General features: G+C 40.8%; 11 protein-coding genes and 1 tRNA gene. 6 read left to right on the forward strand and 6 right to left on the reverse strand.

Going from position 1 to position 24,080, the window contains the following annotated elements; all coding sequences use genetic code 11:
- Positions 1-344: 344 nt before the first annotated feature.
- From MTO98_RS22855 to MTO98_RS22870, 4 genes are all read right to left on the reverse strand, one after another.
- Positions 345-857 carry a DUF892 family protein gene (locus MTO98_RS22855; protein ID WP_243481298.1) on the reverse strand — a complete coding sequence of 171 codons (513 nt, stop codon included), beginning with the start codon at positions 855-857 and terminating at the stop codon, positions 345-347.
- A 568-nt stretch (positions 858-1,425) separates the two neighbouring features.
- A complete protein-coding gene (locus tag MTO98_RS22860) occupies positions 1,426-4,164 on the reverse strand; it encodes a family 78 glycoside hydrolase catalytic domain (RefSeq protein WP_243481299.1) in 2,739 nt (912 codons plus the stop codon).
- Between the two features lie 288 nt (positions 4,165-4,452).
- Positions 4,453-6,774, reverse strand: a complete 2,322-nt coding sequence (locus tag MTO98_RS22865; protein WP_243481300.1) for a family 20 glycosylhydrolase — start codon at positions 6,772-6,774, stop codon at positions 4,453-4,455.
- A 143-nt stretch (positions 6,775-6,917) separates the two neighbouring features.
- Positions 6,918-9,245, reverse strand: coding sequence for a hypothetical protein (locus MTO98_RS22870; protein ID WP_243481301.1), 2,328 nt, complete (start codon positions 9,243-9,245; stop codon positions 6,918-6,920).
- Between the two features lie 442 nt (positions 9,246-9,687).
- Between MTO98_RS22870 and MTO98_RS22875 the strand changes: the two genes are divergently transcribed.
- Positions 9,688-10,563, forward strand: coding sequence for an AraC family transcriptional regulator (locus MTO98_RS22875; protein ID WP_243481302.1), 876 nt, complete (start codon positions 9,688-9,690; stop codon positions 10,561-10,563).
- A gap of 88 nt (positions 10,564-10,651) precedes the next feature.
- On the opposite strand, the gene MTO98_RS22880 is transcribed toward MTO98_RS22875, so the two are convergent.
- Complete coding sequence (locus MTO98_RS22880) at positions 10,652-14,617, reverse strand: ATP-binding protein (protein WP_243481303.1); 3,966 nt, start codon at positions 14,615-14,617, stop codon at positions 10,652-10,654.
- Positions 14,618-15,118: 501 nt separating this feature from the next.
- Between MTO98_RS22880 and MTO98_RS22885 the strand changes: the two genes are divergently transcribed.
- The gene (locus MTO98_RS22885; RefSeq protein ID WP_243481304.1) at positions 15,119-18,307 is read left to right on the forward strand and encodes a TonB-dependent receptor; all 3,189 of its coding nucleotides are present in this window, start codon (positions 15,119-15,121) and stop codon (positions 18,305-18,307) included.
- 24 nt (positions 18,308-18,331) lie between these two features.
- A complete protein-coding gene (locus MTO98_RS22890; protein ID WP_243481305.1) occupies positions 18,332-19,876 on the forward strand; it encodes a RagB/SusD family nutrient uptake outer membrane protein in 1,545 nt (514 codons plus the stop codon).
- Between the two features lie 293 nt (positions 19,877-20,169).
- Here the strand turns inward: MTO98_RS22890 and MTO98_RS22895 are convergent.
- Positions 20,170-20,243, reverse strand: a tRNA-His gene (locus tag MTO98_RS22895).
- Between the two features lie 118 nt (positions 20,244-20,361).
- On the opposite strand from MTO98_RS22895, the gene MTO98_RS22900 reads away from it, so the two are divergent.
- The 3 genes from MTO98_RS22900 (at position 20,362) to rnhA (ending at position 23,908) form a co-directional block, all read left to right on the forward strand.
- Positions 20,362-22,464, forward strand: a complete 2,103-nt coding sequence (locus MTO98_RS22900) for a cation-translocating P-type ATPase (RefSeq protein WP_243481306.1) — start codon at positions 20,362-20,364, stop codon at positions 22,462-22,464.
- Between the two features lie 88 nt (positions 22,465-22,552).
- Positions 22,553-23,305 carry a hypothetical protein gene (locus MTO98_RS22905; RefSeq protein ID WP_243481307.1) on the forward strand — a complete coding sequence of 251 codons (753 nt, stop codon included), beginning with the start codon at positions 22,553-22,555 and terminating at the stop codon, positions 23,303-23,305.
- A 132-nt stretch (positions 23,306-23,437) separates the two neighbouring features.
- On the forward strand, positions 23,438-23,908 hold the full coding sequence (gene rnhA / locus MTO98_RS22910; RefSeq protein WP_243481308.1) for a ribonuclease HI: 471 nt from the start codon (positions 23,438-23,440) through the stop codon (positions 23,906-23,908).
- Positions 23,909-24,080 lie beyond the last annotated feature (172 nt).

A 24,080-nucleotide genomic window follows, 5' to 3' on the forward strand; every position in this document is an offset into this window, starting at 1 on the left:
GGATATGCGGGCGCGGCATTATAGCAGCGAAATCACCTAAGCATTATTTTATATCTTGATACCGGTTCAAATTGGCTCCTGCAACGCATGGAATCAGTTTATTAATTCATGCAAAATTGCCATTATCCAAATAAATACAGGGGGTAAAATTCTTAATAAACAGGGGTAATTTTAAGAGTATTGTTTTTTACCTGCAGTACTACCTGCAAGTTATAAACAAGGCCAAAACCGCGTTGACTGCATCTGCATTTTATTCATCTAAATCAATTTACCGTCAACTTTCAAAACGGGGTTTATTCAGTGAACTCCGCGAGATATTTCTCATCAATAATTTTATTATAATTTCAGATAAAGGCCGATAGCCTGGCTTCCAAAATTGTCTTTTCGGTTGTAGCCTCCGTTAAGCAGACTTTAAGATGGTGAGATATCATTTTGGTTTTCAAGGTTGGGGCCAGCTTGATCAACAACTTAAAAGATGAAATTTCAATGCAGGTGATTGCCAGAAATCTCGACAAAATAATAGCATCCTTTGCAACCGATCCTTCCAAATCCCCTGCTCTGAGATAACCTACTATACCATCTAAGGGCATTGGATGCGGCTCCAAAATAATACTGTTATTTGCCAACAGGGATGCAATGAGTTTTAATCTCAATATTTGACCGTTCATGACTGCGCCCAATTGAAGAACGAGTAATTTACAATCTGTACGTTCTACCTTGGCGGCAATACTGCTAAGCGAAGAAACAGCAGAAAACTTAATGATGTGAACATCTGATAGTGTCTTTAAAAACAACTCCCTTATCGTGATATCGCGCGATTTATCCCGTTCAACCCTCTTTTTTTTAAAATCTCCCATACCTTTTCATTTTTTGATTATAGCCAAGGCTTCAAGTAAACTTCTTATAATGGGATTATTTTGGACGGGCTTTTAGAATGGCTATAAAGTATTCCTAAAATGTTTATAATCTTTAATTAAATGTAACTTCTTTATCAATTAAAAACAAACAATTTAAAATATAATTCCCTATCTATAAATGAATTAACAATCACTCAGCTCCAATATCCTAATTGTTTAATTTTTTATGTTAGCTAAGCCATTAACTATGTTTTCAGTTTAGCGTCCGGCTTCTTAAACAAGTTCTATGAAAATGAAAATTAAACTGGTTTGACACAGTAAATAATAAAAGCAGGCAGTCGCAAAATATTGGGACTGCCTACGTTTATGAGGATGCTATCGGAGCAATGTTTTATGAATGCATTCAACTCTATTCTTCAGTTGAATATTGAACTTAATTTATGAGCCCAACACAATCCAATTTGTAATTCGCCAAATATGTTTACAGGGTTGTAATAGCAACCACACAAAACAGCATCAACTCATCAGTTAAAATAAGTTATTGCAGGTTTCACAATTTAAGCTAAAATCACAATCGTTCCTTACCTGAGAATACATATTTCCCCGCCGGAAGGATATAAATTTCATACCCGTTTTTCGATCCTGATCTGACTGCAAACGGCGACGATACCCGAATATTTGCACCCTTATCAGCAGGAAAATATAAGGTTGCTGATGTATTGGGTGGTACAGTAACATCCATAATTAAATTTCCTTTTTTTCGTACCCAGGCACTTTTGATGATACCTTCAGGCGAGTTAAATACAGCTTCGGCCGAAGAAAGCTGTGATTCTTTTAAATGGGGAGGCTTAATGATGAATTTTTTAAATCCGGGATATCCGGGATCCAGTTTTATCCCGGCGACACCATCTATATACCAGGCACCTGGATAAAGAAATGAACTGTGCAGGAGAGAGTGCCCTGGCAGGTTTTTCTCCCACATTTCCCAAAGGCTGGTAGCGCCGTTAGCCTTCATATAGCCCCATCCAGGATAATCGGTTTGAGAAGTCATCGAATATATCAAATCATCACGACCGGCATCCCGTAACACCTTAAATAAAAGAGCACCGGCGGTAATACCAACATGAATATGTCCTTTTCGGACAATCAATATCTCTTTTTCAAGGCGTTTCATTACGGTGTCCCGCAGTGCCGGTGGTGGTATTTCTGCAAACAGCGCAGCTGCCATATTTCCCATTGAAGCATCTGAATAACTATGATCGGCAGCGTTATAATATTTTTCATGTATAGCTTTTGCAGATACAGTTGCCTTTTGTTCCCACTCTTTGGCCTCTGCGGTTTTACCCAACAACCGGGCTATCTTTGCGGCGGTGCGTAAATTGTATACCCTGTAGCAATTATTGAAACAAATATTTTGCGGCTTATCATTATTCATACCTTCGGCAAGCGCATTTGGCCACAACCAGTCGCCTAAAAAGTCCCACTGTCCGCCAAAACGTATCATCAGGTTATCTTTTTGTGTATGTGAATCCAGGAAAGCCAGCCAACGTTTCATGGTAATAAAGTTCTTTTCCAGGATTCGTTTATCGCCCTCGTGCTGGTAAACCAACCATGGATACATGATACACATACCTCCCCAGCCAGGTCCGCCCCCACCCTGGTAAGTTGGCGCAGTATGAGGTAAAATCCCGTCATCAGCGTTTCCGCCATAGTTTAACGGGTCCATATCGCGTGCGCCCTGAACATCTCGCCAATCCTCCAGCCATTTGGTATAAAGAGCGCCTAATCTGTAATTAAACATCCCCGTCTCGGCAAAAGCATCTGCATCGCCATAACCAAGCCGCTCACGCGATGAACAGTCAACCACATAGCCTCCTATACTGAGGTTTTCAAAATTCCATCTTATTTTGCTGTAAATCCAGTTTTGCAGCGAATCTGAACATTTAAAACTGGTACCCGATTGGTAATTTGTATGAATGTTCCATCCCCGGATATCTGAAAGTTCAAGGGCTTTGCTTAATCCCCTGATGGTTATCCATCTACCCGAACTATAATTAAAATGGTTTTTAAAAATACCCTCACCGGTTTTTCCGGGGATAAAGGCATTATGGATTTGAAAGGTTATTTCGTCTTTTTCGCGTTCTGAAAACAACATATCTATTCGTTTGCTCGGTTCCCCTTTCAATTTGAGTTCCGTCCAGCCGGCAAAATTTACACCCATATCTACACGATAGGAGCCATCAGTTTGCTTTTCAATTGCTACCGGGTGCACTTCACCAAATAAACGATTAGGCTCCACCATTTGAGCGGTAAGCATTAACCTTGGCAGGTATTCGGTTGCCTGCTTCCAGCTACTTTCATCGCAATCAAGCTGATTCCAGTTGGGAATTTCCTGGTTTGCATCCCAGATTTCGCCGCCCATATGACCGAAACTCCAGTTACCTAAAAGTTTGTTTGGACTCGGGTGCGTTTTCCAGCTTTTATCTGTTATTATTCGCAACAGGGGTGCATTTTTCTTATTATCATACACATCTGCCTGGGCTATAACAATTGGTGCCCGGGGTTTGTCATCCGTAGCATATGAGGAAAATATCGACCATGATGTACCTAACCAAATGGCTATCTCATTTTTACCGGGCTTTAACTCGTTTGAAATGTCATAAGCTAAGTAGCGGGTGCGTTTACTGAAATCGCTTACGCAGGGTGCCAGTACATTTTTTCCAATTTTATTTCCGTTAACGTAAAGCTCATGATAACCAACAGATGCTATAAACATAACGGCCCTTTTTGGCTGCTCCTTTAACTCTACTGTTTTGCGCAACCATGGATCAGACACGTTACAGTCTACCTGTTTAGGATCATAAACTTCTGCCGCGCCTATCCACTTTGCCGACCATTCGGCGTGTTTAAATAACCCTGTACTCCAACGCCCGATACTCCAGGCGGATACTACACCTGCTTCATCTTTTACACTAACTTTCCAAACATAATCTCTATCCGACTCAAGCGGCTTTCCGGCATACCTGATATTTTGATTTTCTGACGATTTAACCCATCCCGAATCCCATACATTTTCCTCTCCGCCATTAGTATTTGCCAACCCTACAACAATATGATATGCGGTTTGCCGCTGTTTAAATTTATCAGGATGCATAGCTGCAACATTCCAGCTTAGCCGGGGCATTGGCTCGTCTATCCCTTCTGGTTCAACAAGATATTCACATTGCAAATTTTGAGGTGTTATACTTGACTGGGCTTTAACAAGAACGGGCACAAAGAATAAAATGATCAGGAACAAGGATCTCATATAAAGTTGTATCTGGAAATTTATGGCTGAATTAAACAAGTTTATCAATAGTTGAGCATATAAAATCTCTATTCAAATATATCGTCCGAGCCAACAGCTTCAACCCGACAAAAAGCGCTATTTTTTATACATTTTGACATCCCGCCCTTATTAAAATGAAACTCAAACTGATCATCTGATTCAACCCGTAAAATCCCTCCCGGTTACATCAAACACAAAAGCCGCATCATTCATTTTTGATGCGGCTTTAAAAACGGTGTAATATTGTGAAATATATACCCGGTGCTATCAGTTAGCCGGGGCCTTTAACCATGATGCGGGAATATTTTTAGGCTCACTGTTATTTATGCTGTATTTCAAATCCAACAAATAACCACCGCCACCCTGTATAAAATCAAGAGAAAACTTATGCAAGCCCTTCATTAAGGCAACCTCTCCGCCTTTCTCCCTTTCACTGTGCAGCCCATCATTATCTACGGTCACTTTATCGCCGATACGAAGTAATCCGCCGTCATCGCAGTTTAAGTAAAAAGTATATACGCCGTTTGAAGGAACATCAATGTACCCATTGAATTTAAGCCCGAACGCGGGCACAGCTACCGATTTGGGAACACCGATCAAATCAGAACGAAATAAGCTGTCGGCAGTTGCTTTTATGTTGGTAGTTTTATTAAACTGCCCCTTATAAAAACCTGCGTTAAGTCCTTCTGCCAGGTTACCCGGATTATCTGCAGGCGCATATTGCTGTGATTCAAAATTCAATGTATATAAGTCGCCGCGGCGGCCATCAGGTGTAAAAAGTGCCAGTTTAAGAACCAATGAGTGATCAATATCAACCGGTTGACTCAATATTGCCGACGACATGGTGGGTAATGTTCCGTCGATAGTATAATGTATTATAAAGCGGCTTAATGGCGACGCCGTGAAAAAGGATGTTTTACCAACAAATACATTATTTCCTACAAGATTATTGAGAAATGGCAGTTGATAATTTATTTTAAGATTGTCCAACCGTTCATAATGCGCATTATACCGTTGCAGATATGATTCATACAATTGTTTATGTGTCCATCCCAATTCGGCAAGTGCGGTCATTCTTGGCATTGTGAGGTAGTCCGCCCGCTTTTCAGAAGGAACCATTTCCGACCATAAATTGGCCTGTACACCCAATATTCTGCCCTGCTGTTCATTGTCCAGCCTGTACGTAGCATCAAAAGGATCATATTTATACACGGCTGGCAGGCCATGGTTATCAGGTACCGCATCGAAATATAAAGGACCATCAGGCGACATCACGACTTTGTTATGATTTTTGGTACCATTATAAGGCGCATCCTTGGCCCATGGCCGCCAAAACATTACTACTGCCGATGAATCAATGCCTCCATCTATGATCTCATCCCATCCTATCAGGGTTTTCCCCTTCGATTCAAAAAACTTTTTCATATAATCTGTGAAGTAGCTTTGCACCTGGTCCATGTTCTGAAAACCTTTAGCTTTCATAAACTCCTGAGCAATGGGCGATTTCTCCCAACTGCTTTTCTCAACCTCGTCACCGCCGATATGAATATATTTTGACGGGAAGAGCGCAGCTATTTCGGTGAATACATTCTTTGCAAACTCAAGTACGTTTTCTTTGCAAAGACAAATTGGTTTTGAAAAACTGTTAGCCGGGTTCAAACCAGTATCGCAGGTAAGTTCGGGATAAACCCTAATAGCTGCCATCATGTGGCCTGGCACATCTATTTCGGGAATAACCTCCACATGCTTATTTGCCGCATAGCGAATAAACGCTTTCATTTCTTCTTGGGTATAAAAACCCCCGTAAAGCGTTTTACCATCCTTTTGTATAATATGTTCCTGATCCAAATTAAAATCGGTGTTTCCTGTTTCCGCTACTTTTTTTATGCAGGCACTGTCATTCCTGTCATAGGTACGCCAGCCGCTTTCTGAGGTTAAGCGCGGGTATCTTTTTATTTCAATACGCCAACCCTGATCATCGGTTAAATGCAGATGCAGCTTATTGATTTTATAAAGCGCCATCAGGTCGACATATTTTTTCAGGTAAGTCACAGAAAAAAAATGCCGCGAAACATCAAGCATCATTCCGCGCCAGGCAAATGCGGGCTTATCTTGTATAGATACAACTGGCACAAACAATTTGCTGCCTCTACCCTTTTCCACTTCCGCCGGAATCAACTGGCGTAAGGTTTCTATTGCATAAAACATCCCTGCCGGTTTTTTGGCAGATAGTGTTACCGAGTTGGGCGTTACAGTAATGCTGTAACCTTCGGGTTCGGTTATTGACGGATCATATTTTAATATAATGGCATTTTGTAATGCGCCCTTTTTAATAGCGAGCGAACCACTGCCCAAATAGCTGCCCACCATTTGTTTTAAAAACAGTTGCTCGTTAACAAAAACAGCAGCTCCGGGGCCGATATCCAATACTGTTTGCCTGTTAATGGTAAACGTGCCCTGCCCTGGTACAATAACTGCAGGATATGGAATGATGTTATACTTTCCAGTATTTAGGCTCTGGGCATATGAAATGCCGGTAATTGCTAAAAAGAAAAGTGAACAACACAACAATTTAAATGAAATTTTCATGTGCTTTATTTTGATAATTTTAAATTCAATACAATGCGCTTTTACAGCCGTTCGGTGCATACAGCTTCGAAATCTTTCTGATGTAAGATTTTAAGAATACATTAATACATAGAAGAAACAAATCCCGTTTAGGTCTTCAACGACTACTTAAGCAGCTCCTTATTTTCCAGCAGCTTAATAACCACTTTTACTTTTACCGCCGAATTTGCGTCGGTAGCAGCATCAAACAATACATTATGGGTTCCTATTGATAATTCGGGCAGTTTAGTTGCGAGGGGAATATTCCTGATCAGCCGGCCTTTCTGATCGTATAAACTGGCGGTTTCCGCATTATTTATTGCAAGTGTTTGCCCGGCCTGTAAGGTTACCGGTATCTTAACGTGATAGCCATGATCTATTTCAACAACAGGGTCATTAAGCTTTCCATCGTCGCCAACAGCAGTAACTACAATATTGGGCACTTGTGATAATTGTTTGTTTTCAAAATCCCAATTGACGGATGTAGGCTGACCAGGCTGCAATACCCTGGCCTCATATTTAAATTCGTATTTCTGATAACGCTGCATATACCATTTGCCTTGCTGTTGAAACAGGTTAACGTCGTTATCCGGGTTTTTCAACCACATGCGCTGTGCCGCGCTGAACAATCTTTTGTTTGTAGCTTCGGTCCATAAATTAATACGGCCTATTATCTCATCCATGTGCGGATTGGTAAGCGCTTCTTCTCTGACTACAAGCGCATACCCTGCATTAAACCCGGCTGCGCGGGCCAGCATCCAGTCAACATCGTCGGCACTGGTTTGTGCTGTTATTAAAAACCACCCAAGCATGTTGGGCAGGTAGTTATCTTCATAAAACTTTTGATTGGATATTCGCAGGTCCGACTGGCTTTCTCTAAAACCCCCGTACCAGGGTTCGCCCCAGTTTAGGTAACTATTAATATGCCAGAAGTAGTGGTTTGCCCTGCTTGAGCCAAAAACCACAGGATGATTTGCCTGCTTAAATACATCTTCGGCAAACGTATTAAATGAAAGGTCGCCCATACCCGTAGCATAAGTACCTTCGTGGCCGTCAAAATCCATCTGATCGGCACCTGTTTCATTTATAAAACCAGCAATATTTGCCGCAATTTGCTTTTGCAGCTTCCAATCAGGAAAAAATACAAGGTAAGGATGATCAAGTAGTCTCGCTATGCGTTCATTGGCTTTATGAGCTGCTTTAATGGTTCCAAAAGCCCCCCGGATGCACCCTGTTAGTTTAAAAGGAGCTTGTTTGCTTACCCCGGCAAACCTGATGATCTCATCACCTATCCTTACGCTGTTCAAATCACTTTTTAAAATAAAATACCCGGGAGACTCCACCGCAATCTCTGTAGCGTTATCTGTGATATCTTCGGTTATTTTACTCGCACCAGCCGTAGCAAGGCTCGTATCGGGTTTTGGAGTTACATAAGCGTCATTGGTTGTGAGAAAATTGGTAAGTACATGAAAGCCCAGCCGCAGCCCTTGAGCATGAGCCTTATCGACACAGGCTTTAAAGCCTGCCAGACCATGCGGAAACAGCGTTTTTTTTAAAACAAAATGCCCCCAGGTTTCAAAAGGATCCTCGTGATAAACACCAGCCATACCCATACGTTTAGCATAAGTTAAAAAGGTATCGATATTGCTTTCAGAAAACGTAGTAATAAGGTATGGTTTGCCCGAACCTGACGATTGTTTGATCCATTCTTTTTTTAGCGTAGCATAAGGCAAGCCGTCTTGCAGCGTAATTTTTTTAATTACAGGCAATACCATGCCCGGTTTACAACCAAATAACGCAATCGACGATCCTTTTAATTCGCCATCCGTTATCGCGCGTACAGGCACTTCTGGCCATCTGTCCCATACCGTGATTTTACGGTCTTTGCTCCTATTTACAGTAAATGCCTGAAGCGAGGCCCCAAAATCCTTTTTGGTAGCGGTTGTACCATTATTAAACACGGCGCCCTCCCGGTTAACCAATTCACCGCCCGATGTTTTTTTATTTAAGCCCTGGATACCAATAGCAAAATCGGCGCATCTTACCACGCCTACTGCCCCGCCTATAGTATCTGCAATAACTGTATTAAAAGGCCCCCATTTGATAGCGTCAACATCGCTGCTTATCCCGTTAAGGACAAAAGCAATATAATCATCTTTAACAGTAACCCTGACATCGGCAACAATGCCTACCGGATAGTATAGTTTAATATCCTTCTTGCTAAATACAGCCTTTGCCGGCGATATGGTACTGTCACCTTTAACTATCTGAAGCAGGATACCTGGTTTGCCCGGAACAGCATAATCTTTTTTTGAATTATTGTTGATTAATGATGTTACTAACCCCTCCTCATCTATCTTGATAGTGAACGCACGGGTGCTGAATGTTTGCTGGGCATGCAAAGCCTGTCGAAAGAAAAAAATCACCAAATAGGCGATAACGATTCTACGCATATAAAATGGATGGTTTCTATTTTTATATTAAAGTGATCTGTGTATTACAACGCTTCAAGTCCTTCCTGAAAATTCCGTATCAGTCGCTAAACGGCGGCAATATAGCCTACACCTGTTCAAGTAGGTAGCTTTTTACCCGGGTATATCAAAATGTATAAATAATAGGTGATTTTGATAACAGCCAGCAAATAATTTCAGCAGCAGCTAAGCTAAAGTTACATAAAGTAAAACATCAATACGGTTATAGTTGAAGGCCCATACGCTGGCAAAAAGGGTTTATGTACTGTTTTGAAACAAAATTTATAGTATCAGAAACATGCTTTATAGTGCTTACCTAAGCATGGGACTAAGTTTGTTATTAAACCAGATCAGTGAAACCACCACCCGGTCATTTATTGTGGTTTGTGAGTACCCGTATAAACAGAAACAATAACAAACAACTATGCAAAATTTTCGCAAATACTTACCAATTAATTCTATTGAGCACGAGTGGGGATTATATGCAAATACTGTTGGCTTTACAAAAATCAGAAAGTACCGTGATTACCCAAGTAACCGGGAACATCCGGCCGATCATTATTTCACATGGGAAAAGGGCCGTGTGCTGGCAAACTACCAGATAATTTTTATTACCGATGGAGAAGGCATCCTTGAAACAACCCGAAAAAAATATCAGCTTAAAGCCGGATCCTGCTTTTTGCTTTATCCCGAAGTATGGCACCGTTACCGGCCAAACCAAAACACAGGCTGGAATGAATACTGGGTTGGGTTTAACGGATCATTTGTACAACAATTAATGCAGAAAGGGATTTTTAGTTCCGAAAACATCTATCTTGATATCGGGCTAAATGAGGAAATACTCTCCTTATTCCACACATTAATTAAAACGGTTCAGGCGGCAGAAATTGGTCATCGCCAGGTTATTTCGGGTACTATCATGCAACTGCTTGCGCTGTTGAATGTATCATCAAAATATAAAGAAGACCGTTGCGACAACAAGGCAAGGTTAATATCAAAAGCCAAATTTTTATTGCAGGAGTCGATCCAAAAGCCGGTTAACCTTGAGGATATTGCCAGAGAATTACCAATGGGATATTCCAAGTTCAGGAAGGAATTTAAACTGGTAACCGGTCAGTCGCCGAATCAATATCAACTCAACCTGCGATTAAATAGGGCAAAAGAATTATTAACTTCAACTGATCTTACCATTAATGAAATATCACAACAAACAGGTTTTGATTCGATATTTTATTTTTCGAAACTGTTTAAAAAGAAAAATGGGCAGCCGCCAAAAAATTTCAGGATGAATATTAATTAACAGACTTCTTTATTACCACCACCCTAACGCTTTAACAAAATGATTAAATGTAATAGTATCCAACCGGTACGGATGGTCAAGAATTGTTTTAAACTTTTCGGCTAAACTCAACAGGGGTAATACCATAAAGCTCCCTGAAACATTTAGAAAAATAGGCGGGACTGCTGAAACCTGTTTTGTACGCCACATCTGAACTATTAAAATCTTGCTGCAAAAATTGGGCAGCACGCTTTAAACGGTAATTTCGGATAAATTGACTGGTTGACATACCCGATAACGCTTTTACTTTACGGTGCAAAGTAGTACGGCTCATATTAACTACAGCAATTAACTGATCTACGCCGAATAATGAATCGTCCAGATGCAATTCAATTATGTTATATAATTGGGCTACCAACGCGTGCTGAGGTATTGATTCTTCATCAGCATTAACCGGTGCCAACAAAGCCAACTCCCGGGCCACATAATCCCTTAACTTTTGTTGCCTGTTAAGCTGGTTTCTTATCCGCAACAATAATTCGGGTACATAAAAGGGTTTGGTGAGATAATCGTCTGCCCCCTGCGTAAGGCCTTCAAGTTTACTTTTCTGCTCCGTTACCGCGGTTAATAATATAACCGGAATATGGCTGGTACGGACATCCTGTTTTAATAACGCGCATAGTTCAAAACCATCCATTCCGTCCATCAAAACATCGCTGATCACCAGATCGGGCATCTCACTAAATGCAATTTCCGCTCCCTTTAATCCGTTTGGTGCGTGTTTAACTTTATAATAACCGGCAATGCTTGTGGTAATAAAGGCGGCAAGTTCAGCATTATCTTCCACTACCAGGATCTCTTCCCTTCCTTCTGTCGTCGAAATAGCCACGGTGTCCTCCTCATACTCCTCGTATGTAGTTTTATTATTTAACTCTTCATCTTTTCTATAAGGTAACAACACGTTAAAAGTAGTACCGGCAGGCGGCATAACACTACTTTGAACACCAATGTTCCCTCCCTGTGCCTCAACCAGCTCCTTTACCAGGGCCAGGCCAATGCCCGTTCCTTTATTACTATTTTGATTTGAGTTTATACTATTCCTGCTTTGGTAAAACCTGTCGAAAATATATGACAGGTCATCTGCGGGAATGCCAATACCTGTGTCGGTAACTACTAATTTAACGCCAGCCTGTTCAGGGTCAAAATTTACATTGATTACTCCTCCCGGCGGGGTAAATTTCACCGAATTAGACACAAGATTATAAACAATACGCTCCAACAAATCAGGCGAAAACCAATACGTTGCACCGGCGAGACCATTGTTAAATTGAAGTAACAGGTGTTTTGTTGCGGCTTCGTTTACAAAAGAATTTATAACTTTTGCTATAATAACCGCAGGACTGCCCCATACCTGATCAATTTTAATAACATTGGCCTCCAGCTTTGCAAGCTCCATCAATTGATTGATCAGTTGCAGTAAGTGCCCGGCATTGTTCTCTATTGTTTCGGCAAGTTCATGTCCTTGTCCGTCGGTTTTATATTTTTCTTTCAAGCGTTCGGCGGGCCCTAATATCAGCGTAAGCGGTGTGCGAAATTCATGGGTTATATTGGCAAAAAACCGAGTTTTTACTTCATTGAGTTTTTTTAATTGTGCGGCCTCATTTGCTTTTAATTGCACCTCATGATCCAGCAATTTCATGCGGATGCTGTAACGGATATAACTCCAAACAAGTAACGCAATCAAGATACAGTAACATAAAATAGCCCACCAGGTGCGCCACCATGGTGCCCCTATAACTATAGTAACCGTTTTAATGTGATTACTCCATTTACCGGCAGTATTACTTGCATTAGCTTTAAATGTATAAGTTCCCGGCGGTATTTTGGTGTAATTTGCTACAGGAACGTGCCCTGCCAATACCCAGCCATCGTCATACCCTGTTAATTGATAACGGTAAGATAATTCATTTGGCTGGTTAAATTGCAACCCGGCAAATTCAAATGCCACCGTATTTTGCCCATACGATAATGTCAATTTGTTAACAGCATTTAAAGGCGATTTAAACAAAACATCACCCCTGCGGGCACTAACAGAAATATTGTTGATCTTTAAATTGGTAAAAGCAATATCGGGGTTGAAGTTATCATCTTTTACCGCCAAAGGATTAAACATTACCCATCCATCCGGACCGCCAAAAGCAAACTGACCATTTGGCAATCTAAGTTGATGAAAACGATTAAATTCATCGCCAGGTAACCCGTAAGCTGTCTGGAAGATCTTTATCTTGTGTGTAATAGGCTCAAACCTGCACAAACCTTTATTGGTGCTTAACCAAAGGTACCCCAGCTTATCCATATCTATTGAATAGATAGTATTATCGGGTAAGCCATCGTCCAAAGTAAATGTTTCGCATTTTAACGTTTTTTTGTTTAAGCAAATAAGCCCCTGGTAACTTCCAATCCATAAATAATCCCGTCGTGTTGGATCGGCTTTAAGAGCAAGCAGTTGATTAGCAGGCAATCCCCCAGCCTTAGTATCGTAAATGAGCCGGTGCAGTTGTCGGGTTTTAACATCTAAATAAATCAACCCGCTGTTTTCTGTTGTTATCCAAACATTATCTTCGTCGTTAAAAATATCAAGTGGCAAAACTGCCGGACCAAAAGCTGCCTGTATGGCGTTATCTGCTATAAATGATAACCATTGTTTTGTTTTAGCATCATAATAAAGTATTTGACCATTGCTGCAAATAACCATTATTTGCCCATCGGTCGTAATTGTAAAACCTCTTATTATAATTTGATTTGCCAATGAGAGGTTGCCTGAAAATACCCGTGGAAGTTTTACAAAAGATTGGCGTCCCTTATCATAATAACCAACTGTTTGTTTCAGCGCCATCCAAAGCCGGCCTTGCCTGTCATACGCCGAGCGGAAAAGGTACCCGGGTGCCGAAGACTTGCCATCAGCTGCCTGCCAATCAAACATCTCACTTAATGACAAGCTAAATTGCTTTTTCATCAAATCCTGAAAAAAACCCGTTTCGTATGAAAACGATTGAAAAAGTGGTGCAGTTAAATCCAACAGACGGATTCCCCCCGCATTAGTCCCTATCCATATAAGTCCTGAGCGGTCGGCTAAAAATGACCGGATATTCAATGACCAATCGCCATCAGGCCTCAGCACTAAGGATACGCCCCTTTGATCATTGCTGTGAAAAATCTCTCCATCTGATTCAAAATATTCTGACTGATCGGGGCCTGCGCAAATATATCTTACCCCAGTTGCAGACACACGTGGTAATGCTACAACACGATACGTTTTAAGCCCCGGATTAAAAAAAAACAACTGTTTTTGATCGCCCCACATGAGTTCGCCGTTTGCACGCTCATACAAGCCCACAACTTCTCTGTTAACATCATTGCTGAATTGCTGCGGAACGGGTGTAGGGTAAACCGTAAACTTACCTGTTGCCTTGTTAAGCGCACACAAACCACTACCGGTTAATACCCATAGCTCATTTTTTCTGTCGGCAAGTAAGCCTAACAATACATTTGTTTGATGTAAATTATTCAGATACGTATACCTGTTAGCCTGTTTGCTAATTATGTTGATATTAACCAATTCCTGAGACTGATCAATAGCCCAAAATGCAGAACCTTTATCTACCGTCCATGCCCGCCGGAAAAATTTAACGACGGTGTTCCCAAATAAATAGTTTTTTGAAAAGTGTTCCAGTTGCTCTGTTTTTAAATCAAACAGATCAATCGCACCCGACTCGTATTCAATCCATAGCTTGTTACCAGCGCCCTTTTTTATTCCAATAATCAGATTAGATGCAATTGTTGAAGAATCGCGGATATTATGTTGAAACAGCTTAAAGTTAATGCCATCGTACCGGGTTAATCCTCCTCGAGTGCTAATCCACATAAAACCATTATCATCCTGAACCAGGCCCGAAATAAAGGACTGCGGCAGCCCGTCTTTTGTACTTAAAATGCGCAGCGATTGTGCCCCGGAAATTAAACCGGTAAAAATCAACAGAAAGAAAAGTAATATATATGATAATTTCTTAAACATTATTCATGCTTTAAAGCCATAATGCTTTTTAAAAACTGGTGTACTTAAATACATCGGGCTAACCCGGCCAAACAACTATAAAAATCAAAACCAATACTATAACTCAGCTTAGCTTGAAAAGGCTAAATACGCCGCATTAGCCTGGTAAATAACTAACCTCAGTTATGTATTCAATAAAATGATATTTAACAATCTGCACATAATTACGTGTAAATATTTCCGGGTATCAAAATGTACAAAACTAAGCTCGTTTTTATAAACCATCGGTATTTATACCTCCCGTATTTTAGGAAATAAAAAAGCACTACCCCAAACGTGCATATATACCAACTAAATTATTAAACGAAGTCTAATTTAAAAAAGGAGATTTATGATATAAAAACCAACACATAAAATAAGGGGCTATTCAACATAGCCCCAAAAAGGATCGATCAGATAATCATATAAGCGGTTTTTCTCCTACAAAAACGCCGCTATTATTCAATCAACAATTTGTAATTTATGAAATATTTTAAACACCTAAATGGTGTAAGGGATAATTTTTTGCCCTATAGTTTCCTATCTGTATTTTTAACATCCCTCATTTTAACCGCTGCACCAATCTTGCCGGCAACAGCCAAAATTAACTTAAACGGGCACATTCAGGCAAACGATATATTAATTAAAGGCAAAGTAACCGACTCCAAAGGATTACCTATTCCGGGGGTAAATGTAAAAATTCAGGGAACAAAATCAACAACTATTACCGATAGTAACGGTTTGTTTAGCATTAAGGCACCTTCAAAATCAGGGACATTAGTTTTCACTTATGTGGGGTTCAGTTCTAAGACTGTGCCGTTTGATGGTTCGGATACTATTACCGTTATTTTAAATGAGCAAACCACCTCACTCAACGATGTGGTGATTGTTAGTTATGGCACGCAAAGCAAAAGAGATGTTACAGGCTCTATAGCCCAGTTAGATGCAAGCAAACTGAAGGATTTACCAGTTGGCCAGTTTGCGCAACAACTGCAGGGGCAAATTGCAGGCGTTAACGCTAACATCAATACAGGCAGGCCAGGACAGGGCTTGGCGATACAGATAAGAGGAGCCATTTCCATTAACGCCGGCAATTACCCGTTAATTGTAGTAGATGGTCAACCTCTATCGGCTATAAACGGGCAAAACCCGATCAATAATATTAACCCCGATGAGATAGAAAGCTTTACTGTGTTGAAGGATGCTTCAGCAACAGCCTTATATGGATCGCGTGCGGCCAGTGGGGTTATACTTATCACAACCAAACAAGCCAAAGCGGGCAAAACCCGTATTGACTTTAACGGCTACTACGGTATTGCATCATTAGATGGCAGCCACGTTCCGAAAATGATGGATGCCAATCAACTGGCTACTTTTATGAATGAATTTTTTCGGGACAAGATAAAGTATGAAGGCTATGTTAATCCTGCTACAGGAACCGCAACCGTACCTGCCGAATACGCAAACCCTGCTCAATATGGTAAAGGCACTAATTGGCTTAACCGCGTACTTCGTAACGCACCTACCCAAAACTACAGTTTATCCATATCCGATTCGAGGGAAAAATCTTCAACAAGTATAATTGCCGGGTATTTTAAACAGGATGGAATTGTAAAGAACACGGGGTACGAGCGATATTCCATCAGGGTGAATAACGAATTAAGGCCAACCAGCAAAATCAAGATCGGCCTTAATGTAGCTCCTTCGTATCAAATAGACCACAATAGTGCGGGGAGCCCGACAGACGGCCAAAGAAATATCATTGAAGGTGCCTTGCTATCTTCACCCCTGATAAACCCTTTTAATGCCGACGGTACGCCGGTAAATCAGGCAACCGGCTTCTTTTTACTGGCCGAACCCAATTTTGAACAGGTTGCACTAAACACAAACAATGTTGTTAAAACCACACGCTTGCTTGCTAACAGTTATATTCAGGTTGACGTTTTAAAAGGTTTAACATTTAAAACAAGCGCCGATGCGGATTTATCCGGTCAAACCAATAATCAATTTGTCAATACTATAGCTGCGGCAGGTTTTAACGCACCTCCTCCCCGCCCAATCAGCTCTATATCTGCTACAAGTGCCACAAGTAATTATTTATCGTGGGTAAATGAAAATACACTTAATTATAAACTTTCATTTTTGAAGGATCATCAAATTGAAGCACTTGGAGGATATACTATCCAAAAATTCACCAACAATTCAAGTGCTGCTTATGGCACCAATTTCCCCGACGCATCTATTCCTTACATAAGCGCAGCAGGTACAACTACAGGTACCAGCTCCTTTACCGAATGGTCGTTACTGTCAATGATTGGGCGTTTAAACTATAAATACCAGGACAAATACCTTTTCTCGGCTGCTATACGGCGCGATGGTTCGTCGAAATTCGGATCAAACAGGCAATACGGCGTTTTTCCTTCAGCATCTGTAGGTTGGGTTGTAACCAATGAATCATTTATGAAAAACATGCCAACCGTTAACAACCTTAAATTACGTGCCAGCTACGGGTTAACGGGCAATAATAATTTCAATTCGGGAAATTATCCATCTATTTCATTATTGAGCCCAATAAAATATGTATTTGACAACACTGTAATTGGTGGAAAATATGTTAGCCAGGTTGGAAATGCAGACCTCACCTGGGAAAAAAATAAGCAGTTTGATTTTGGCGTTGATATCGGGATCCTGAATAATCGCATAACATTTACTTATGATTACTATCATAAGATAACCGATGGCCTCTTGTATCAGATCGACCTGCCCGAATCATCTGGTTTTAGCTCAGTAAATGACAATATTGGCACATTTAAGTTTTGGGGTCATGAGTTTTCTGTCAACTCGGTGAACTTAACAGGGGCCTTAAAATGGAATACGAGTTTTAATATAACGTTCAACCGTAATTTAATCCAAAAGCTGGGCACACAAAACCTGCCTATTATGCCGCCTCAACCGTATGACTTTCCTAACATTCAGCAAGTTGGCAAACCTATCGGTATGTTTTACGGATATGTTGCCGATGGTGTTTATATGAATCAACAACAGTTTGACTCACAACCTAAAGATGTTACTTCGCAGATAGGAACAGTCAGGATGAAAGATATCAACGGTGACGGAAAAATCACACCCGATGACCGCACTATAATAGGCAACCCTAATCCCAATTTTCTATTTGGCCTGACTAACCATTTCACTTACAAAAAATTCGACTTGAATATCGTATTATCCGGTGCGATAGGTGGGCAAATAGAAGATGAAAGGGCACAAAGTGCTGCAAACCTTGATGGGGCGTTTAACTTATATGCTAACCAGCTTGACCATTGGCGGTCGCCTTCAGACCCGGGAAACGGCACTGTACCCCGCACCTTAGCTGGAACTACAGCACTTTACCGCACAGTTAACTCCCTTTGGGTGCATGATGGTTCATACGTAACCTGCAGAAACTTCACATTAGGCTATACCTTTAAAATTGCCAATAATAAGTACATCAACAACCTCCGGGTATTCTCCAGTGTACAGCAGTTGTTTACGATTACCAAATATCCTGGTTTTAGCCCCGAAACAAACAGTCAGGGATCGGCTAACCTGAACGGGCTTAATATAGGTGTAGACAATACTCAATATCCTATACCGAGAACCATCTCATTTGGCGTAAACATGGGATTATTTTAATATTCAACTACTTAGTAACTAAAAATGAGAAATCGAATTACATACATCACATTATTGCTTATCGGGCTGGGCTTTGTTTCATGCAAAAAAAGCTTTATCGCGCTTACTTCAAAAACCGAATTAAATACAGCGAACTATTTTAAAACATCCGATGAGTTTCAACAGGCACTTGTAGGCGTATACCAGGCGCTGCGCGGCTGGGCCCAACCAACAAGCTGGCTCATGGGCGAAGCCAGGACAGATAACAGCAGATATGTTATAAACCCTGCTAACAGGGGGATCTCCAATGTTTACATGGAAAATATTAACGACTGGGTTGACGATTCTTTTAACTCTTTTACAGAGTCAAAATACACCAATGATTACATTGGCATTCAACGCGCCAATATTATTTTAGATCAAATTGCAAATGCCAATATAGATGCCGCAACTAAAAACAGCGTTACCGGCGAGGCTGAAACATTAAGGGCCTTTTTCTATTTTGATCTGGTACAATATTATGGTGCTGTACCGCTAAATCTTCATACGGTTACCAGCCCTGCCGATGCTTTTTTAACCCGCGCAGAACCCAACGCTGTTTATACGGCCATTATAAATGATTTAACAGATGCCATAAAAAAGCTACCGGCCAAAATTACGTTCCCACAAAGCGGGCGGGCTACCATAGGAACAGCTCAAACATTGCTGGCAAATGTTTACATGGTGCAAAAGAAATATGCCGAGGCGGCAACATTGTTAAAATCAGTTACACAACTGGGCTATCAGTTAAATTCAAAATATGCTAATGTTTTTTTAACTACTAATAAAAACAGTGCCGAATCAATATTTGAAGTGCAGTATCAGCAGGGTGCTGCAAATGGTCAGTATAGCACGTTTATATATAACTTTATCCCTCCGGTAATTAATACCACAGTTATAACTGGTGTTAACACCAATACCATAAACGGCGAGGCGCAAAATGTACCAACCCAGGATATTATCGACTCGTACGAAACTGCTGATGCCCGTTTAGATGCATCTGTGGGTGTTATTCAGGGATATTATGACGGCTCATCAAATTTTGTTCCTGAAAGCTTGCAAAGCATCATAGGTTATAAAACGCCGGCAAATAAGGTAGCTAAACTGTTTGCAAAAAAATTCCTGCATCCAAGCACTACAGCAGGACAAACAGATGATAACTGGCCAGTTTACCGTTATTCAGATGCCTTACTAATGCTTGCAGAAAGTCTTAATGAACAGGGAAACTCGTCAGAAGCATTACCTTATTTAAATCAGGTAAGACAAAGAGCTGGATTAACACCGTCAAATCAAACCGACCAAACCTCATTACGTGCAATTATAGCCCACGAAAGACGCATTGAACTGGCTTTTGAAGGTAAAAGATGGACAGATTTGCTCAGAACCGGGCAAGTTGCAACTGTTATGACAGCGTTTGCAAAAAAGGTTAAACAGCAGGATGCATCAGTGCCGGCCAACGCCTATAATATAACTGCAAACCGGCTGTTGTTTCCGATCCCTGCTACAGAAATTCAAATCAATCCTAAAATAACTCAAAATCCGGGGTACTGATTAGCTGCGGGAAATAACAGCATGCCAATGGTTCTGCGCTTAAATCTACTTAATAGTTTTTAACAACTTCAGGAGGCTGTCTCTACGAGACGCCTCCTTTTTATATTTTATCTATCGGATTTTGTTATGAGTTAAACAAATCTTTCATTTATCTGATAACTCAATAACATAACTTTATTCATAAAACATTGGACAAGTAGTGCTTGCTAAAGCAAATTTTCCACGTAAAAACGGCCCCATGAGGGCATAAAAAAAGCCCATTTACAAATGTAAATGAGCTTTAGAAAAAAGGGGGTAAATGATGGGGCTCGAACCCACGACCCTCGGTACCACAAACCGATGCTCTAACCAACTGAGCTACATCTACCGTTTTCGAGAGTGCAAAAATAGAAAACTATTGGTTACTTGCAAACTCTTTTTTAAAATTACATTAAACTTACCTATTTAATTTAGAACGATTATGATTAATAGGTAGTTTTGTAATTATGGCTGAGCAATTAATTGAACTGAATGTGACTGGTATGCATTGTAATAATTGCGCCATGTCTGTCCATAAATTCCTCGAAAAAAAGGGCTTACACAATATCCTGGTTGATTTTGCCGGCGAAGAGGTAAAATTTTCAACCAGCGACGAGGCTAAACTCCCGGAAGTTATCAAAGGCATAGAAAATTTAGGATTTAAAGTTATTGATGACATTAATACCCACTCGGTACCGTTTTATGAGCGTGTAGAGAACAAATTTATCTTCTGCGCCATTTTTACCGCGCCGCTTTTACTGCATATGGTGCTACCATGGCATTTCCTCCATCAGCCAATCGTTCAGCTGCTATTATGCCTGCCGGTTTTTATTGTTGGTTGTTTGCATTTTGGCAAAAGTGCTGTCAGCTCGCTTAAAGGAGGCATCCCTAATATGGATGTACTTATTTTCGTTGGCTCAACTTCGGCGTTTATTTATAGCCTTATCGGCACAATACAAAACCTGGGACCACAATATCAATTTTATGAAACCTGTGCTACCATCATTACTTTGGTGCTGTTGGGGAACGTATTTGAAAAACGTTCGGTAAGTCAAACCACCTCTGCGGTAAAAGATCTGATCAAATTTCAGGAGGTAAATGCCAACCGGGTAATAAACGGCAGCATCGAAATAATTAATGCCAAAGAGGTACGCCCCGGCGATACGCTACTGGTTAAACAGGGTGATAAAGTACCGGTTGACGGCGAAATCCTTTCTGGCGAGGGTGCTGTTGATGAGGCGATGCTTACCGGCGAAAGCATCCCTGTTGAAAAGCAAAAATATGATAAGGTAATTGGCGGCACGATATTGCTTAACGGCAATTTCCACATGCTGGCCACCCGTGTTGGTTCAAATACTATCCTTGCCCAAATCATAGACCTGATGAAGAAAGCACAGGCTGCTAAGCCCCCTGTTCAGAAACTGGGCGATAAAGTTGCTGCTGTATTTGTGCCTGCAGTAATATTGATAGCACTCGTAACTTTTATACTTACTTATTTCGTAGGCGGTGCGGGCTTACAGCATGCTATCATGAACGCCATTGCAGTATTAGTAATATCCTGCCCTTGTGCTATGGGCCTGGCTACTCCGACTGCAGTTATGGTTGGTTTGGGTAGAGCAGCAAAAAGTGGCATTTTGGTAAAAGGCGGAGACACTATTGAGGCCGTTACCAATACTAAATATGTAGTGTTTGATAAAACAGGCACCCTTACAACCGGCAAGTTTACCGTTAATGAGATCAGAATTGAAGATGGTGCCGATATAGCACACGTAAGGGGCGCAATTGTTGCCATTGAAGAACGCTCTAACCACCCCATAGCCAAATCGCTTGTAAATGGCTTAAAAGACCTGCCGCAGCAAAAGCTCATTTTAAAATCAGTTAAAGAAGAAAAAGGACTGGGTATGCGTGCCGAAGATATAGATGGCAATAACTATTTTTTAGGTACGGCAAAAGCAAGCAATGAAGGTAATTTTAATCTCGCGCTTTATAAAAACCAGGTACTGCTGGCACAAATTGCTGTTGACGACCAGATAAAACCCGAAGCTGCTACGCTTATAACCCAGCTAAAAAAAATGGGCATTGTGCCCGTGCTGTTAAGCGGTGATAAAATAGACCGATGCCTCAAAGTAGCCAGCCAATTAGGCATAAACGACGTTCATGGCGAGCGGCTCCCTGAAGAAAAACTCAAAGCTATAGATATCTACAAGCAAAAGGGTAAAACAATTATGATAGGCGATGGCATCAATGATGCCCCTGCACTAACCCACGCCGACGTTGGTATATCTATGAACGATGCAAGCCAGGTTGCTATTCAATCGGCCAATGTGGTACTATTAAACACCGACCTCCATTCGGTGATCAAGTTTTTACAGATCAGCAAACACACCCTGCTTACCATAAAGCAAAACCTATTTTGGGCCTTTGCCTACAACATTATAGCCATTCCGGTAGCTGCCATGGGTTTCCTTAACCCTATGATTGGCGCGCTGACTATGGCATTTTCGGACGTGGTGGTAATAGGTAATTCGTTAAGGTTGAAGATTAAAAAAATCAGCCCCCCAGCCCCCTAAAGGGGGAGTTTTGATTAGAAACCATTATTCATCATTTTCATATCGATTATTTTTTGCTAACATAGCCTCGTATTAATATGCAGGTATTATGAAATTTATTGAGCGCTATTTAAGTGGTGAAGGTGGCACTTCTGTATATGAGGATATTTATGGATTAAAGGAAAAAGCATTTCAAAGCGAACACTTTGACGATGTATATGCTGTACTTACCGAAACATTTAAAAGAGTAACTTTTAATCTCAATGTTATTTACCAGGAGTTGAACAACATTAACTATGTGTTCAAAACAGTATTTACTTCCAACTCCGACAAACCATTAGTACTCCCTTTGCCGAATACAGATAACCTAATTTCAGAACTTGAGGATTCCGTAGCTGATTTTGGAAAAATTCCGCTTTCATTAAAATTATTTTACCAAATAGTAGGCACATGCAATTTTGCGTGGGATTATGAAAACCAGCCCAACCTGCTTTGGGAGGGAGCCGACCCAATACAGATTGCCAGTCTTGATGATTTGGTAGACTATGTAACTACAGATGAATGGAAAGAGTACATCAGCGATTCTCTTGAATATGATGAAGATGAAATACCCGCTTTAGAGTTAGCGGCAGATTACCTTCATAAGGATAACATAAGCGGCGGCCCCGCCTACTCTTTAGAAATTACGAAAGATGAAACTATAGACGGTTTATTTTTAAATGAGTGCAATGAAACGACTTTTATCAATTATTTAAGGATCTGTATAGAGAATTGCGGGTTTCCTGGCAACTCTGACTTCAGGCAATCCGAAAGTTATAAAAACTTCTGCCTCAAAGTAAAACCAAAATTAAAAAGTATTTAATGTTTGCAGGAAGGATCTATATTTTTATTGATAATAGCTATTGAGGGCATTTACAACCAAAGTTTACTATTTTTGGAGCGTAAAATGGTTTCTGACTATGATCTATGAACCATTTACCATGAACTAATTTAAATGATCGAGATTTTTACAGACGGGGCTTCAAGTGGTAATCCGGGACCGGGTGGTTATGGGGTGATATTACGTTCGGGACAGCATTATAAAGAGCTATCCGAAGGGTTTCGCAAAACTACCAACAACCGTATGGAACTGATGGCCGTAATAAAAGGCCTGGAAGCACTTAAAGCTCCCAACCAGGATGTAATGATCTTTTCCGATTCAAAATACGTTATTGATGCTATCGAAAAACGCTGGGTTAACGGCTGGGTGGCAAAAGGCTTCGCCGGAAAAAAAAATAAAGACCTGTGGATGCGGTATTTGACGATAAGCAAGCTGCATAAAATTAAATTTACCTGGGTACGCGGTCATAATGGACATCCTGAAAATGAGCGCTGCGATCAATTGGCCGTAGCAGCAGGCAAGTGCCCTCCCCTGCTTATAGACTCAGTTTTTGAAGCGGAAAATGCAAAGGCGGGAATGGTGTAATCTAATCAAAAATCTACTCACATACTCCCAATGTCATTTCGACGAACAACTTTAGGATTGTGCGGAAGCCGTGAGGAGAAATCTTATACATCATGCTTTAAGCCATGCATTGTTGCTTTACAAGGCGTAGAAGATTTCTCTTTCGCCCCAATGCTCAAACCAGCCCGGCTCA

Source organism: Mucilaginibacter sp. SMC90, assembly GCF_022811725.1.
Taxonomy (GTDB): Bacteria; Bacteroidota; Bacteroidia; order Sphingobacteriales; family Sphingobacteriaceae; genus Mucilaginibacter.

Coding starts and splice junctions, on each gene's coding strand:
- MTO98_RS22855 (WP_243481298.1), bottom strand. CDS start 857: ATGGGAGATTTTAAAAAAAAGAGGGTTGAACGGGATAAATCGCGCGAT.
- MTO98_RS22860 (WP_243481299.1), bottom strand. CDS start 4,164: ATGAGATCCTTGTTCCTGATCATTTTATTCTTTGTGCCCGTTCTTGTT.
- MTO98_RS22865 (WP_243481300.1), bottom strand. CDS start 6,774: ATGAAAATTTCATTTAAATTGTTGTGTTGTTCACTTTTCTTTTTAGCA.
- MTO98_RS22870 (WP_243481301.1), bottom strand. CDS start 9,245: ATGCGTAGAATCGTTATCGCCTATTTGGTGATTTTTTTCTTTCGACAG.
- MTO98_RS22875 (WP_243481302.1), top strand. CDS start 9,688: ATGCAAAATTTTCGCAAATACTTACCAATTAATTCTATTGAGCACGAG.
- MTO98_RS22880 (WP_243481303.1), bottom strand. CDS start 14,617: ATGTTTAAGAAATTATCATATATATTACTTTTCTTTCTGTTGATTTTT.
- MTO98_RS22885 (WP_243481304.1), top strand. CDS start 15,119: ATGAAATATTTTAAACACCTAAATGGTGTAAGGGATAATTTTTTGCCC.
- MTO98_RS22890 (WP_243481305.1), top strand. CDS start 18,332: ATGAGAAATCGAATTACATACATCACATTATTGCTTATCGGGCTGGGC.
- MTO98_RS22900 (WP_243481306.1), top strand. CDS start 20,362: ATGGCTGAGCAATTAATTGAACTGAATGTGACTGGTATGCATTGTAAT.
- MTO98_RS22905 (WP_243481307.1), top strand. CDS start 22,553: ATGAAATTTATTGAGCGCTATTTAAGTGGTGAAGGTGGCACTTCTGTA.
- rnhA (WP_243481308.1), top strand. CDS start 23,438: ATGATCGAGATTTTTACAGACGGGGCTTCAAGTGGTAATCCGGGACCG.